The 13,361-nt window shown below is 59.2% G+C and carries 17 protein-coding genes; 2 read left to right on the top strand and 15 right to left on the bottom strand.

Annotated features, from left to right (window positions below; all coding sequences use genetic code 11):
- A complete protein-coding gene (locus ACT3TY_RS05335; protein ID WP_176372232.1) occupies positions 1 to 174 on the bottom strand; it encodes a hypothetical protein in 174 nt (57 codons plus the stop codon).
- Between the two features lie 271 nt (positions 175 to 445).
- On the opposite strand from ACT3TY_RS05335, the gene ACT3TY_RS05340 reads away from it, so the two are divergent.
- Positions 446 to 1,831: an FAD-binding oxidoreductase gene (locus ACT3TY_RS05340; protein WP_087110754.1), complete on the top strand. Its 1,386-nt coding sequence runs from the start codon at positions 446 to 448 to the stop codon at positions 1,829 to 1,831.
- An 87-nt stretch (positions 1,832 to 1,918) separates the two neighbouring features.
- Here the strand turns inward: ACT3TY_RS05340 and ACT3TY_RS05345 are convergent, their stop codons facing one another.
- From ACT3TY_RS05345 to ACT3TY_RS05405, 13 genes are all read right to left on the bottom strand, one after another.
- The gene (locus ACT3TY_RS05345) at positions 1,919 to 2,917 is read right to left on the bottom strand and encodes a TRAP transporter substrate-binding protein (protein WP_087110756.1); all 999 of its coding nucleotides are present in this window, start codon (positions 2,915 to 2,917) and stop codon (positions 1,919 to 1,921) included.
- Between the two features lie 149 nt (positions 2,918 to 3,066).
- Complete coding sequence (locus ACT3TY_RS05350; protein WP_444627551.1) at positions 3,067 to 3,474, bottom strand: hypothetical protein; 408 nt, start codon at positions 3,472 to 3,474, stop codon at positions 3,067 to 3,069.
- A gap of 34 nt (positions 3,475 to 3,508) precedes the next feature.
- On the bottom strand, positions 3,509 to 4,300 hold the full coding sequence (locus ACT3TY_RS05355) for a DNA adenine methylase (protein ID WP_444627553.1): 792 nt from the start codon (positions 4,298 to 4,300) through the stop codon (positions 3,509 to 3,511).
- Positions 4,251 to 4,445, bottom strand: a complete 195-nt coding sequence (locus ACT3TY_RS05360) for a Com family DNA-binding transcriptional regulator (RefSeq protein ID WP_444627554.1) — start codon at positions 4,443 to 4,445, stop codon at positions 4,251 to 4,253. Before ACT3TY_RS05360 ends, ACT3TY_RS05355 begins: the two co-directional genes overlap by 50 nt.
- 151 nt (positions 4,446 to 4,596) lie before the next feature.
- Entirely contained in the window at positions 4,597 to 5,151 is a 555-nt protein-coding gene (locus tag ACT3TY_RS05365) for a hypothetical protein (RefSeq protein WP_444627556.1), read from the bottom strand.
- 19 nt (positions 5,152 to 5,170) lie between these two features.
- Positions 5,171 to 5,332, bottom strand: coding sequence for a hypothetical protein (locus tag ACT3TY_RS05370; RefSeq protein ID WP_444627557.1), 162 nt, complete (start codon positions 5,330 to 5,332; stop codon positions 5,171 to 5,173).
- Between the two features lie 129 nt (positions 5,333 to 5,461).
- Positions 5,462 to 5,950 (bottom strand): hypothetical protein, encoded by a 489-nt coding sequence (locus ACT3TY_RS05375; RefSeq protein ID WP_444627558.1) that lies wholly within the window; start codon positions 5,948 to 5,950, stop codon positions 5,462 to 5,464.
- Positions 5,944 to 6,540 (bottom strand): YmfQ family protein, encoded by a 597-nt coding sequence (locus ACT3TY_RS05380; protein WP_444627560.1) that lies wholly within the window; start codon positions 6,538 to 6,540, stop codon positions 5,944 to 5,946. The genes ACT3TY_RS05375 and ACT3TY_RS05380 overlap by 7 nt, the downstream gene beginning before the upstream one ends.
- Entirely contained in the window at positions 6,531 to 7,589 is a 1,059-nt protein-coding gene (locus tag ACT3TY_RS05385; RefSeq protein WP_444627561.1) for a baseplate J/gp47 family protein, read from the bottom strand. The genes ACT3TY_RS05380 and ACT3TY_RS05385 overlap by 10 nt, the downstream gene beginning before the upstream one ends.
- 1 nt (position 7,590) lies before the next feature.
- Positions 7,591 to 8,028, bottom strand: a complete 438-nt coding sequence (locus ACT3TY_RS05390; RefSeq protein WP_444627563.1) for a phage GP46 family protein — start codon at positions 8,026 to 8,028, stop codon at positions 7,591 to 7,593.
- Positions 8,028 to 8,621, bottom strand: coding sequence for a phage baseplate assembly protein V (locus ACT3TY_RS05395; RefSeq protein ID WP_444627565.1), 594 nt, complete (start codon positions 8,619 to 8,621; stop codon positions 8,028 to 8,030). The genes ACT3TY_RS05390 and ACT3TY_RS05395 overlap by 1 nt, the downstream gene beginning before the upstream one ends.
- Positions 8,615 to 9,667: a phage baseplate assembly protein gene (locus ACT3TY_RS05400; RefSeq protein WP_444627566.1), complete on the bottom strand. Its 1,053-nt coding sequence runs from the start codon at positions 9,665 to 9,667 to the stop codon at positions 8,615 to 8,617. The genes ACT3TY_RS05395 and ACT3TY_RS05400 overlap by 7 nt, the downstream gene beginning before the upstream one ends.
- Positions 9,660 to 10,823, bottom strand: coding sequence for a DNA circularization protein (locus tag ACT3TY_RS05405; protein ID WP_444627567.1), 1,164 nt, complete (start codon positions 10,821 to 10,823; stop codon positions 9,660 to 9,662). The genes ACT3TY_RS05400 and ACT3TY_RS05405 overlap by 8 nt, the downstream gene beginning before the upstream one ends.
- 35 nt (positions 10,824 to 10,858) lie before the next feature.
- Between ACT3TY_RS05405 and ACT3TY_RS05410 the strand changes: the two genes are divergently transcribed.
- The gene (locus tag ACT3TY_RS05410; RefSeq protein WP_444627568.1) at positions 10,859 to 11,305 is read left to right on the top strand and encodes a hypothetical protein; all 447 of its coding nucleotides are present in this window, start codon (positions 10,859 to 10,861) and stop codon (positions 11,303 to 11,305) included.
- Between the two features lie 2 nt (positions 11,306 to 11,307).
- Here ACT3TY_RS05410 and ACT3TY_RS05415 read toward each other — a convergent pair whose 3' ends face one another.
- Positions 11,308 to 13,176, bottom strand: a complete 1,869-nt coding sequence (locus ACT3TY_RS05415) for a phage tail tape measure protein (protein ID WP_444627569.1) — start codon at positions 13,174 to 13,176, stop codon at positions 11,308 to 11,310.
- Between the last annotated feature and the right edge of the window lie 185 nt (positions 13,177 to 13,361).

The following is a 13,361-nucleotide window of genomic DNA, read 5'->3' on the forward strand; positions in this document are numbered from 1 at the left end:
TTACAGCAGTGCCTCCTGGATGCGAGGAAGGCGGTTACTGAACTGTTCGCCAAGTAGCTCTTGGTATGCCGCCGCACTTGGGGCGCTGTCATCGCTATTCATTATGCAGGCAATCGCCCGTGTGGCGCGTTTAAGTAAATGGCGGGGCATGTGGGAAGAGGGGACGTTATCCACGTTATCTCCTTGGAATGATCTGTTTTTTTATAGTGTAGAGGGGGAGGGGCTTAATCAGCGCGTCATCTATACCATATTGGTTTTAGCGAACAAATAATTGATTGTAATCCCGCCATTCGTCGTAGAGCCTGCCGGGAAACCACGCTGGCAATAAAAAACGTTTTAGATCGTAACCTTGAGCAAATACACGGTTGGCGATAGCCTCTCTACCTACGTATAAATACATAGCCAGGCTTCACGCCGCACCGACCGGCCCTGACAGGAACAGAGAATGGACACGCTGATTAATAGTCTTACCGACATCGTAGGAAAAACAGGCGTACTGCTGGGTGATGATGTTGCCCAGCGCAGTGTCGACTGGTTCACCAAAGCGTCTTGTCAGGCAAAAGCAATTATTCGACCGCAATCCACTGAACAGCTCAGCCAGGTCATGACGCTTTGTTATGAGGCCAATCAGCCGGTGGTCACCCACGGTGGATTAACCGGCGTCGTGCATGGCGCCGTTGCCAGCCCTGACGAACTCGTGGTGTCGCTGGAGCTAATGAACCAGATCGAGCATATCGATGCCGTGGGTTCCACGATGCAGGTACAGGCGGGCGTGACGCTTCAGCACGTTCAGGAAGCCGCTCAAGAGATCGACATGCAGTTTGCGCTGGACCTGGGCGCGCGCGGTTCCTGCACCATTGGCGGTAACATCGCCACTAACGCGGGCGGCATTCGGGTGATTCGCTACGGCATGATGCGCCAACAGGTGTTAGGGCTGGAAGTGGTTCTCAGCGATGGCACCGTGGTCAGTTCCATGAACACCATGCTGAAAAACAACGCCGGTTACGATTTAAAGCAGATGTTTATGGGTAGCGAAGGCACCCTGGGAATTGTTACCCGGGCCGTGCTGCGCCTGCATCCGAATATGCCCAGCGAGCAGACCGCGTTCGTCGCGGTGCCCTCATTCGACGCGCTGACATCGCTGTTAAACATGGCCTCCAAAGAGCTTGCCAACAGCCTGAGTGCCTTCGAAGCGCTATGGAACAACCACTACGCGTTGATGACTTCCGCAACGACCAAACATACCGCATTGCTGGCCAACGACTCGCCGTTCTACGCCATTATTGAAACGCTTGGCTCGGACGATGAGAAAGATGCCGAAGCGTTTGCGAGTGTACTGGAAAAAGCCCTCGAAGCAGAGCTGATCACGGATGCCGTGCTGGCCAGCTCCAGCAGCCAGCGCGAAGGTATCTGGGCCGTGCGCGAGGATATCGAAACCCTGGTGCACGCGCTTGACCCGATGTTCTCCTACGACGTTAGCCTGCCGATCACCCACATGGATGAGTACGTAACGGCGCTAGAAGGCAAGCTGAAGGTGCAATGGCCAGAAACCTGCGAGCTGGTAGTGTTTGGCCATCTGGGCGATGGCAACCTGCACATCATCGTCACGGTGCGTGACGCCAGCCAGGACGCCCGGCGTCAGGTCGAAGAGTTGGTGTACGGCTCGCTGGTGAAATACAACGGCTCGATCTCCGCTGAACACGGGGTGGGCCTGGAAAAGCGCGACTACCTGACACTTTCACGCTCACCAGAAGAGATCGCCCTGATGATGCGCCTGAAACAGGCAATGGATCCTAAAGGGCTGCTTAACCCCGGAAAAATTCTGGCCTGAGCACTTGGTTAGTCATCGCATTCAGCCAACAGGCCGCCGTGAGGTAGCCTGTTGGGTGCATCAATCAATCAACTGGTGAGGCGTGGCTTACTCCGCCAGTGCTTCTTGGATGCGTGGCAGATAGTCGCCAAACTGCTGGCCGTACTTCTCGTACACCGGCACCACCGCAGCTTGGAAGGCCTCAATATCAGGCGAGTCATTAATCTCCATACCGGCTTCCTGCAGAGCGGCTAGCTGTTCGGCTTCCATATCGGCATTAACCTGACGCTCATACTCGGCGGCTTCCTGGGCAGCCTCTTCCAAAACGGCCTGTGCTTCTTCCGGCAGTTGGTTCCAGGCCGACATGCCCATCACAAAAATAGCCGGGGCATAGGTATGGCGCGAGAGCGTCATGTAGTTCTGCGTTTCGCCCAGCTTAAAGGAGTAGACCACGTTTACCGGGTTTTCCTGACCGTCGATGGTGCCCTGCTGCATCGCCGTGAGTGCTTCGGTCCAGGCCATCGGAATGGCGTTGGCGCCCAGCTCGCGGAAGGTATCGGTGTAAACGGGGTTTTCCATCACACGAATGCGCAGGCCGTCCATATCGGCCGGCGTGTTCACTGCGCGCTCGCTATTGGTCAGGTTGCGAAAGCCGCGTTCGGCGTAGGCCAGGCCTTTCAGGTTAACGTCGGAAAGCTTATCTAAAAGCTCCTGGCCGATTTCGCCGTCCAAAACCCCATAAGCCGCCTCAGGGGACGGGAACAGGAAGGGCAGCTCAAACACTGCCATCTCTTCGACAAAGTTGGCCACCGGACCATTGGTAATCAATCCCATATCCACGGTGCCAATCTGCATGCCTTCCAACAACGTACGCTCATCGCCTAATGAAGCATTGGGGTAGATATCAATGATCACCTTGCCGTCGGTGCGCTCTTCCACCAACTCCTCAAACTTGGTAGCAGCGATATGAAAGCCATCCTGCTCGTTGACCACGTGCGCCAAGCGCAGAGTCACGGGGTCCATATCGTCAAAATTAGCCGCGTAGGCTGAGCTGCAAAGCGCCAAGGAAACAGAGAGTGCCAGCGCATGTTGTGCGAATGTTTTCATTTTTATAGGTTCCGGATGTGTAATAAAGGAAATGTAAACGCGCGCCAGATTTGGCACTACCTAGCGGCGCATTTGGCATAGGCTGCGTCAAGCCGATTATTAGAAATTTGCACCAGCTTTGGCACTATCAACATGAGTTAGCTGCCTGCTCACTTAAACAGCTCTCCAATTCCATATTTAAGTGCTTCTTGCCCAGCAACTGCACCTGACGACCGAATTGCTTGAATAAGTCTGTCCAGCCCTTTTGGTTTACTCAACTCTTTCAAAACCTCACCCCCTACAGGCGTCAGAATCAAATAAACATCCAAGTAGCTTCTGCCACCGCCCAGTTCTGCTGACTTCCCCCAGCGATATTGGGGCTTGAGATCGCGAGTTTTGATAAGGCCAGCATCGTAGATTTCGTCCATATGGTAGATGAACTTAAGATAGTCATTTTCATCTGCTGCTTGCACATCTTCACCAACGAATTGTTTGTAAAGTCGAGGTAGACGGGCGCCGACATACTCGCCATCTCCAATTGCTTCCAGAATTCGTTTAACTAAAGCTGGCTGTAGCATAAGTGAGACCCTTTGAGTTTTATAATTTAGGTAGCTAAAACAAACCCGCTGGCTCTGCGGCCACATCCCAGCTGAAGATCAGCACCTCTTTGGCGTCTGAGCCTTTGCCGCCGCCGACGGTGTAGCGTATATCGGTGGTTTCGATGTGGTAGCCCGAGAAGATCCGGCGGATGTCTGGGTGGTCGTTGAGGCTGATGATGGCCTTGCCCTTGAGCTTGGCTAGCATGCTCGCCATTTCCTCGTACTGCTCTATGCCAAAGGGTACCCCATATCCCTCCGTCTGCCAGTAGGGTGGGTCCATATAAAAGAGGGTATGTGGTCGGTCATAGCGTTCGATGCAGTCTTGCCAGCTTAGGTGCTCTATAAAGGTGCTCGATAAGCGCAAGTGCGCCGCTGATAACGTCTCTTCTAAGCGCAGCAGGTTCAGACCTGGTGGTGTGGTGGTGGCCGTGCCAAAGCTCTGGCCTTCGATGCGCGCTCCAAAAGCATTCTGTTGGAGGTAGTAGAAGCGGGCTGCACGCTGGATATCGGTGAGCGTTTCAGGCCGTGTCATCTTGAGCCACTCAAACACCTGGCGGCTGGAAAGCGCCCATTTGAACTGCCTAACAAACTCCTCCAGATGGTTTTGCACAACACGATAGAGGTTCACTAGGTCGCCGTTAACGTCATTGAGCACTTCCACCTCGGCAGGAGATGGGCGCAAGAAGAAAAGCGCGGCCCCTCCTGCGAAGGGCTCTACGTAGCACTGGTGCGGCGGCATTAGCGGAAAGATACGGTCAGCAAGACGACGCTTGCCGCCCATCCAGGGAATGATTGGGGTAGCCACGAGGCTTCTCCTTTAAAGGTTTGGAGCTCGTGGCTCTCTGTTGGTTTAAATGCCTGCAACGCGGGCACTTTATTTCGATGAACTGATAGTCGCTGACCATAGCCAGCTTGCGGTTGCACTGCTTACAACGGATTTCAGTTAACACTCTGTCAAGCCTATAACGAATCTAACGTTTAGCTTAGACTCTCTAACGCCTCGCGAGGCGGGGGAGTCTTGGCCGACTTGCAGCTGTGTTCTGCTTGTTGGTGGCCACCGGCGGTGTGTCCGCACCAACGGTGGTCACTCCCTTCTACGCTTTATTCAGCATTGCTCCACTTGATGGCTTCCAGCGTTTCTCGATCCTTGGCTTCTAAGGCGGCTTTGATGTCATCTTCGAGCCGTTGGCGGCGGCCAGTAGCGCTGCCGTGTGCCGCAACAAAAGCGTTGGCCTTGGTGATGATGCGAATCACTAGCTCCGTTTTACCGATTGGTCGCTCGGCCAACATCGCGTCAATATAAGGCGTAGCCGGTTCGCTCCCTTGGCTATTGTTCCCTTTGGGGTCGTACCAAATATGCCACTCCCGTGCCTCACGCTCCTGCTTGTCGAACGAAAGCGTTTCTGCATCGGGGTACTCGTTGAGTATCTGCGCCATAGAACTTGAGTAACCAGCATTGACACGACGAATCGCATCAACAACTAATGTGTCGAGTGAAGCAGGGGGAGGCGGTAGACATTGCTCTCCGTCAAAGAGCCAGCCGGGGCGGGTGTCGGTACCGCATCTCACCCATTGCATTGAATGGTGAAAACGTCCCGCCGGGTTAGTTTCCATTATTTCGGCTACTTTGCCGTTTTTAATACGTGCCCATTGCATATTGTTCACCATTTGATTTCTACGATACCGGGCGCGCCGCGTCCAGATGGATTGCCATCTCTTCCTGAACCCCCGCCTGAGCCTGGGGCGCGCCCCGGCATGCCTTCTCCTGAGCCACTGCGGCCACCGCCACCATACTTCGAAGCCCCTCCATCACCGCCAACTTCTGCGTCTGAACCATCTCCCCCTGGCGTGTTTACGTCGCCGCCAACGGCTTCGCCGCCCAAGCCACCGTTATTCTCCCCGGGGGCCCCACCACCTTCGGCGCTCATTATTTCGCCAATTGATGACGACGAGCCAGAGAGGCCACTTATTGAACTAACTTCAAGCCCCCCCTCACCGACAGTGATCTCCAACGTATCGACACCAGTGAGATCAATGATGCCTTCGGCTGTGCCTGCCGCGCCACCGCCCGAGCCTCTTGATGAAGAGCTCTTAGAAGAGCCGCTAGCCCCCCACCCGTAACATTTACCTGCGCTTTCCGCTGACCACTTTTAAGCACATCAGGAACAGGCCATTGATAAACACCAGGAACATCAAACACGGTTATATTTTGATTGGGTGCTAGCTTACCAAGAGCCTCAGCTAACTGATTGAGATCAGTATGGTTTGGTTCTAGTCCCGCATCGCTGATTACCTTGCGCAGGCTCTCAGTAATCATGTGATACCAGTAGGGGCCGGGGATCGTCGCGGGCACGCCCTGGGCGGGGTTACCGCCGGTGGGGTAGCCGACACTCGGGTTAGTCGGTGGCTGGGGAGTCGAGTCCGAGGTGTTGCGTTGATAGACACGATCTACCATGAGGTTTGCTCTCCATAGGCGAAGATGAGGATGGAATGGGCCGGTGCGAGTCGCTCGAATACGCATTCGAGGCGCTCATTGCCCCAGGTGGCCAGTGCTTCGTTGACGCCGCTGTTAACGGTCAGCGCTCGCACGGTCTCTTCGGCGGCGCGGATGGTCCAAGCCCAGCGCCAATCGATGCTGCGCATCGGCTCGCTAACGTCACTGCCGACGGTGTGGGCGGTGTAGTCCTCGACATCGATGTCGTAGCCGAGGTCGGCTGCGAGGCCAATAAAGTAGGGTCGTGATGCGCCGCCGGTGCCGGTTAGTACGCGCACCACGGCGTCTTGCCGCTCGCTAACGGTTTGCTCGCCAATAACGCACGGGTCGGGCATGGCCGTGACGCGCTCCCAGTCGGGCAGCAGCTCCGAGGTGGTGCGCGGGTCGGCCTCCTCATGCAGGGACGCCGCGCGCCCGTCAACACGGGAAAACGCCCCCGCTCGGGCCTGGGTGAGCCGCTGCCATTGGCTGTCTGTCTCGCGTGGCAGCGCGCGGCCTGGCGGCGTTAGCGCATTGAGCTGATCGGTATAATCGTCGCGGGTTAGAGCCATGAGATTGCTCCGCGCACGGGGATATCGTTAACGCTGTGGGTGACGTCGGCTGAGGGGCTATCCAGCTCATGGCGGCTATCACCGGCGGCGACGTAGATAACGCCCGAGAGCTGCTCGCGGTAGAGCGTGCCGCCGGGTTCGGCGGTTTGGCTGAGGAAGTCATTCAGCGCAGCCTGCACGCGGCTGCGCGCTTCGGCGGTGTCCGGTGTGAGGCGAATAGCCAGGTTCAATGGTGAAGCCTCGGGGGCAACGGCATAGAAGCCGCGGGCCGTTACCGGACGAACGTCGTCAACGTACTCATCCACCGCTTCAACCACGGCGGTGGTAGGGATGATGTCGGCTAGGTCGTCGCACACGAAGCGCACGGTGACTTCGCCGATGTCGGGCTGGTGGCGAGAGACCCACACGCGGGTAATGTCCGGGTGGGCTTCGCGCACCCACATGATGTAGTCGTCGGCGTTGCCGCCGTGGGGCTGGCGCTGGATGCGCTCCAGCAGGCGCTCGCGCAGGCGGTCGTCGCGCTCTTGCTCGGCCCCGCCGGTAAGGCCGTCACCACCCACGGTGGCCTCGCCATCGATGCCGCTGACGGCGCGCACCAGGCGTAGGGTTTCACCGGCGGCCAAGTTGGCTTCATCACCGGCATCAACGGCGGTCACATCGCCGGTCGCTTGGCCGCTTTCGCCTAGAGTAACGGTGCTATCAAGCGTGTAGCGTATGCCGTCTTTCTCGAACTCCTCGCCCGCCAGCAGCTGCGCGCCGGAGTTACCGTTGAGCAACACCGGGCCGGTGGCCACGACTTCGCCCTGGCGGTAGATGCGCCAGATGCTGGCCCAGCGTTCCAGCCATTCGGCTTCGGCGGTGTCGATAATCAACTGCTTGGCCAGCCAGGCGAGATAGCCGTACAGGCCATGCACGGCCCCGGCATCCACATCGGCAAACACGCGCAGCATGGCGCGGCGTAGTGCTGGGTTGGCGTCGGGGAGCCGTCCGCGCATATCGGCGCGGATCTGGTCGGCAAGCTCGGTTAGCGTTGGGGATTGCCAGGGCATATTAACTCCACACGTACTGGTAACGGTCGGCAAGGCGGCTGCCATCGCCGCGTTTAATGATGGGGCGCAGCCAGAGCACGTCGCGGCCTAGGGTCTCGGCGGTAACGTCTATCTCGGTCGCTACGCCATCTTCGAGCAACCAGGCGAGCGCCTCTCGGGCGTAGGCCTCGGCTAGGCGGCGCACTTCCGGTAGCTCCTTTTCGCGGCCTAACAGCCACAGGCGGCTGCCCCAACGGTCGCCATCTTCATCGGCGATGGCATCGGCCCACCAGCCGCGCCGGTTGTCGGTGCCATCGGGAATGATGTCGTCTGCCTCGGCGCGCCGATCGCACAGCAGCGAAAGTGCCACGGCGGTACGCAGGCCATCGTCGGTGGCCAAGTCACCGTCGATCAGCGCCACGTCCAACGCCTGATCAAGCCAATCCAGGGTGATATCCATTAGCTCATCTCCTGGTTAGGCGCTTCGGTCGGGCCGCTGCTGTCGTTTTCATCGTGATCGTGGCCGTTATAGGTGTCTCGCATGCCCTGCATGCTGCCGGTGCTGTCGCTGATATCGCCCTGGGCTTTGATGTTGCCGGTGGCGAACACATCCGGGGTAGCCAGAGTGATTGAAGTGCTGGCAGTGATCGTCACCTTGGGAGCAGTGACCTCGACCGCTGAACCGGCGTTTAAACGCACGATGCGGCCCCGCTTAAACACCAGTTCATCACCTTCATCGGTGTAGAGCGCGACTTCACCTTCAGCTAGCCCTTTCTTGCGATAGCGGCGGTCGGTGGCCAGCAACGCCACCAGATGGCCACGGGCACCGCCCACAGCAGCGGCGATGGCTTCGGCACCTTGCAGCGGGCGAGCGGTGAAGCCATAAGGCTCGATGTGTTCCACTTCGCGGGTCTCATCGCGCAGCAGGTCGAGCTGGAGAATTTGCAGCCCTTTGGCACTGTCGGTTCGGGTGACCACCGCGCGGCTGATCAACAGGCGCAGCCGACGCCACAGGGGGCTGAGCAGCTTGGTTGTCTCGCGGCCATTTACCATATATCGCTCTCCCGCTCCGGTTGGGATTCGGCCTCAATGTCGTAGCTGCTTCGCGGGGCAACGCGGATCTCTGTGCGTTCGCCGCGCTCATCGAGCAGCAGCTGCACCTCTGTGATCAGCCACTCAACGGGTTCATCGAACATCCATTGATCACGAATCGGCACCAGGTCACCCGGCCGCCATAGGCCCTCTTGATGACGCCAGCCCGCCACGGTGTAGGTAATGCCGCGCGATTGGCCCCAGCGGCGGCGCACTTCCCACTCGGCACGCTGGCTGCACGATAATGAATCGGTGCTGGTATCGCAGAGCACCAGCGTGGGCCGGTGGCGTTTGATGCCGTCATCTTTGGCACGGCCAGAGGCGCCGCTGGCCGGGGCACCATACCAAGTGTCATCGGCAGCCCCTTGGCCCTGGACGATCACTTCGCCGAAGCGGTCACGGTCGGAAAATCGGCCACGGGCTACGCGGATGTTCTCGCCCAGGGCAAGCTCGGTCTTCAGCGTGGCGCGCGGTGGGCGGGTGATCACTAGGCGACCTTGCTCATCGGCTACTAGTAAGAGGGCGCGATAGCTGGCGATCTGTATCAATGCTTCGCCGTAGGTTTGCCCCGGCTCGACTTCAAGCGCCCTAAGCGGCGCGCCGACGTCGACTTCTGCTATGACTTCAATGCCGAACGGCTCGGCCACACGGCGGGCAACTTGCAGCACGGTTTGGCCGGTTGACCAGGGCTGCGCGGTGCTGGATGAATCGACCAAGTCGGCGGTTTTGGAGCGACCGGAGACGACCAGGCTGTGCGAGCGGGCGTCGTAGCTGGGTAGTACGTCGTCAATATGGCCAGTGATTACTGGTTCGCCGTCGATCTCTACTACCACCGGCGCCCCGGTGCGCAGGCGGGGCGGTGCGGCGGTAGAGCCGTCGCGCTCGGCCCACTTTTCAGAGAGCACCAGCTCGAAGCTATCCGCCATGGCATCCAAGCTGCGGCGTATCTGGATCTCTTTCCAGCCCAGGTGGCGGGTGCCGTCGACGATTAGCGCGAGTTCACTCACTCAGCACCTCCAACCGTTCGGTGGGTACATCACCAGGGTGGCGCACGCGGTTGCGGCTAATGATGTCACCGTCGCGGCGGGCGTCGCCGTAGAGGCGGTGGGCCAGCACCAAGGCAGGCAGGCGCGCACCGGGGGTGTAGTACTTGAGGGACGGCAGCGCGGTACCGCGACGGCGGAGATCCTGCACGGCAGCGGCGCGCAAGCTCACCAGGCGTTGAGTGGTTTGCGGTAGTGGCGGCACGCTGCCACTGATCTGCTCGGTAATGCCCAGATGCACCGCCTCCAATGTTTCGCTGGCGGCTTCCCGCGTGGGGTAGCGCCACTCGGCACTGGCAGCGGCCAGCTCAATGGCTGCGGCACGACGCACCAGGGCGACGGCGGCATTTTGGGCGCGTATCTGGGTGGCTTGCGGTGCCGGTGCGCTCGGCGGCACGCTGGCCACCTCGCCGTTATCAGTGCCAAACATCGCGCGATAAACGCCCAGGGCACGCCCCGGCTCGCCGAACATGTTCTTGATCTGGCCAATGCTGGAAAGAATCGCCGCGCCCAGCTCGGCGGGGGTACGGATCAATCGGCTGATGGTGCCGGTAACACCACCGATGATGCCTTCGATCTCACTGATCGCGCCCAGGATCGTGGCTTCAATGGCCTCGACGCGGTCGACGGCCAGCTCAAAGATCTCGTACGCGGCGATGAAATCATCCAGAATCGCCAGGCGTGACGACTCGGCGGCGGCACCTACCAACTGCTGGGTATCCGCCACGGCCAGTGGGTAGCGCGGGGTGTCGTCGGCGCGCACCACCTTAAGCGTCACACGTGCCATACCGCCTTCGCGGGTAGTTTCAGTAATGCGTGGGTCGCCGGTGAGTGCCACGCGGTGGGTGCCGTAGTAGCTGTGGCGCATTTCAAACGCACCCGGCAGTTCCAGGGCTTCGGCCAGTTGGTTGCGCTGAATGTCGTAGTCGTCGCCCAGCAGGTAGCCGGTGATTTGCCACTCACGCGCTTTGCGGCCCATGTCTTCAACATAGGGCTCATCACGCAGCGGGTACTCATGCACCTGGACGCGGCGGCCGGGGCTTATCGAGCCCCGTTCAAGGAACAAAGTGACACCACGAAAGACGGCAACGCCATCGCCGATTCGATCACGCCAGCTCATTGGGCTATGCTCCTGTGATGCACGGAGGAAAATGAATGAAATGCATTAATTATCTGGGTGCGGTGGTTCTGCTCGGCACCAACATCAGTGTTGCAATGGCTGCTTCCGAAGGGATGACCCAGGAGTCGTTTAAAATCGACGCGCCTGCTGGTACTTCGGATAAACAAATGCAGCAAGCGACGGACGCATTTGAACGGTTTAAGGATGAATGTCCGGGGCTGTTCACTACCCATTCCGAGCGTGTTGAAACCGCTAAAACGGAGCTTTGGGAGCCAATGCCATATCGTGCCGATGAGTACGATTGGGAGTACGAAGTGCGCTTCCAGGCGACTCTCGCCGAGGATGGTGGCGAAGCGGCTGGCCACACGCTTGATTACTACATGTCCAATAACGGTTGGCTGACCCAAAAGGTACAAGCAGCAGAAATATGTGGCCATGTAGGCAACAGCGACCGCGATACATACGTACAATTCGAAAGCTAATCTCACGGCCACGCCCTCCAGTTACCCAGATCCACATCGATCTCCGGCCCGCCCTGACCCCGTTCGGCGCGGGTAGATGTCACTCGGCCGTCTTGGTCAACGAAGATCCGCAGTACGCTTTCTGAGGTCTCGCGGAAGGTATCAACTGAATTGCGGCCATACTCCATCACGGCTTGCTTGGCCGTTTCTCTTGCCAGCTCTACGTAGTTGCCGATCCTGCCACCGGTTTCGGTACGCTCCACGGCGTCTTCGATAATCGCGCCAATACTCTGTGCGGCCAGCACCGTGCTAACGGCCGGAATAGCCAGCCTAGCGTTGGCGCCGTTCATGCCCAATTTCGAGGCCGCGTTGATAGCATTGGCCGATAGCGTGGGCCGTTGTGATGGTTGAGGGCGTGGCGCTGAGTTATTGCCGCCGGTGCGCGTGCTGGGCGGGGTGTAGCCGCCGCCTTTGCGGGTGGTACGGTTTGTAGAACCACCGCCAGGGCCACGGCCGCCGGGCATGGCGCCCATATTAGTGACGAATACCGGCACCGGGGCGAGGCTGCTCGCTGCGCCAGCAATGCCGCCGCTAGTGCTGCGGCGGCCTAATAGGGCACGACCACCACGCCCGAGATCCATTCCCAACCTGCCCATAGAGCGCAGCGCATACAGCCCGGCGATACCGCCTGCTGTCATACCGGCGATCTTGAGCCAGCGATCAACGGTTTCTGAGTCCAGGCTATTAAGGGCATCAGCAGCGGCCTGGATATGGTCGCTAAGGTTTGAGTCGGCGAAATCCTGCCAGGCGCTGGAGAGGTTGCGCATTGCCCCGGCGGCGGTTTCAGCGGCGCGGGCAGAGTCACCCATGGTGGTGGTGCCATCCCCCTGCACTTGAAAGAAGCGATCCATCGATTCGACCGCGCCAGTACGGTTGTACTCGCCTAAGGCGGCGTTAAACGCGCGCATGGCTTCAGCATCAAACACACCTGATAGAAGTGAGGTACGACCCTCAGCGGCCTCGACGATCTCGACCATCAGCTCATTAATGGGCCGCAATACCTCGCGGCCGCGCTCCAGTTCGTCGGGGTCGAAGATCTGCACGCCACTTTTCCTAGCCAGCTCCTTGGCTTTTTCTGCGTCCTGGAAGGTACGCAGCAGCGCTTCAAACGCGGTGGCAGCCTGCTCTGAGCTGCCGGTACCTTGCCGGATAACCTGAAGCGCTGCGCCCATCTCACGTATAGCTTCTGGCCCTTGGCGGCCCAAGGCGGTGTAGGCGGTGACCACGCGAGGGCCAAGCGACGCCAGGTTCTGCAACGTGAACGCTCCGGCCTTGCCCTGTTCGTTTAGAGTGTCGATAGAGCGCAGCACTGCATCCATGCCGCGTATATCCATTTTCTGGAACTCGGCAAGGATCTCGCCGATGTTGCCGCCTTCAGCCCCGGTCGCGGAGATGGCCATGGCGATATTGCGGATGTTCTCTCGGGCAAATTCTAGGTCGCCGGTTTTCTCGACGATGGCTTCGATAGCCCCGGTGATTTGTGAGGGGTCAACGCGAATGTCCGGCTCGCGGGCGGTCTCGAAGATCTGACGGCGCAGTTCTTCCATTTCCTCTGCGCTTTTTTGGGATTGAATGCCCAGGCGGGTGAAGCGTTCTTCCAGGTTGACCAGGTTGCGCACCGTGCCGAAACCAGCGGCACCGGTGGCCAGTGCCATCCAGCGGTTGCCGACGCGGTCGAGCTGGCGGCCAACACCGCCGGTGACGCGCTGCAAGCGGGTCATGTGGCGTTGGCCGTTGTTGGCCATGGTACGCATGGCCCCCTCGTAACGGCGTGATTGCCGTTCGAGGTTGCCACGCAGATCCATCACCACACTGGCGCGCAATTCGCTCATGTTAACTCCTGGCCTGATTCAAGTAGCCGAGCAAGCGTCGCAGCGTCATGCCGCGTTGCTCGGCTTCACTCCATCCCGTTCTTGACGCGATCGCCCACATCAGCCCCGTCAGATGCTGGGCGATCGCTATCGCCTCGCCCCCGCTGCGTCACTCCCTCCTGGGTCTGGGCAACGGCGGCGCCATC

Origin of the sequence: Halomonas sp. AOP22-C1-8, from assembly GCF_052378905.1 — a bacterium.
Classification (GTDB): domain Bacteria; phylum Pseudomonadota; class Gammaproteobacteria; order Pseudomonadales; family Halomonadaceae; genus Vreelandella; species Vreelandella citrativorans.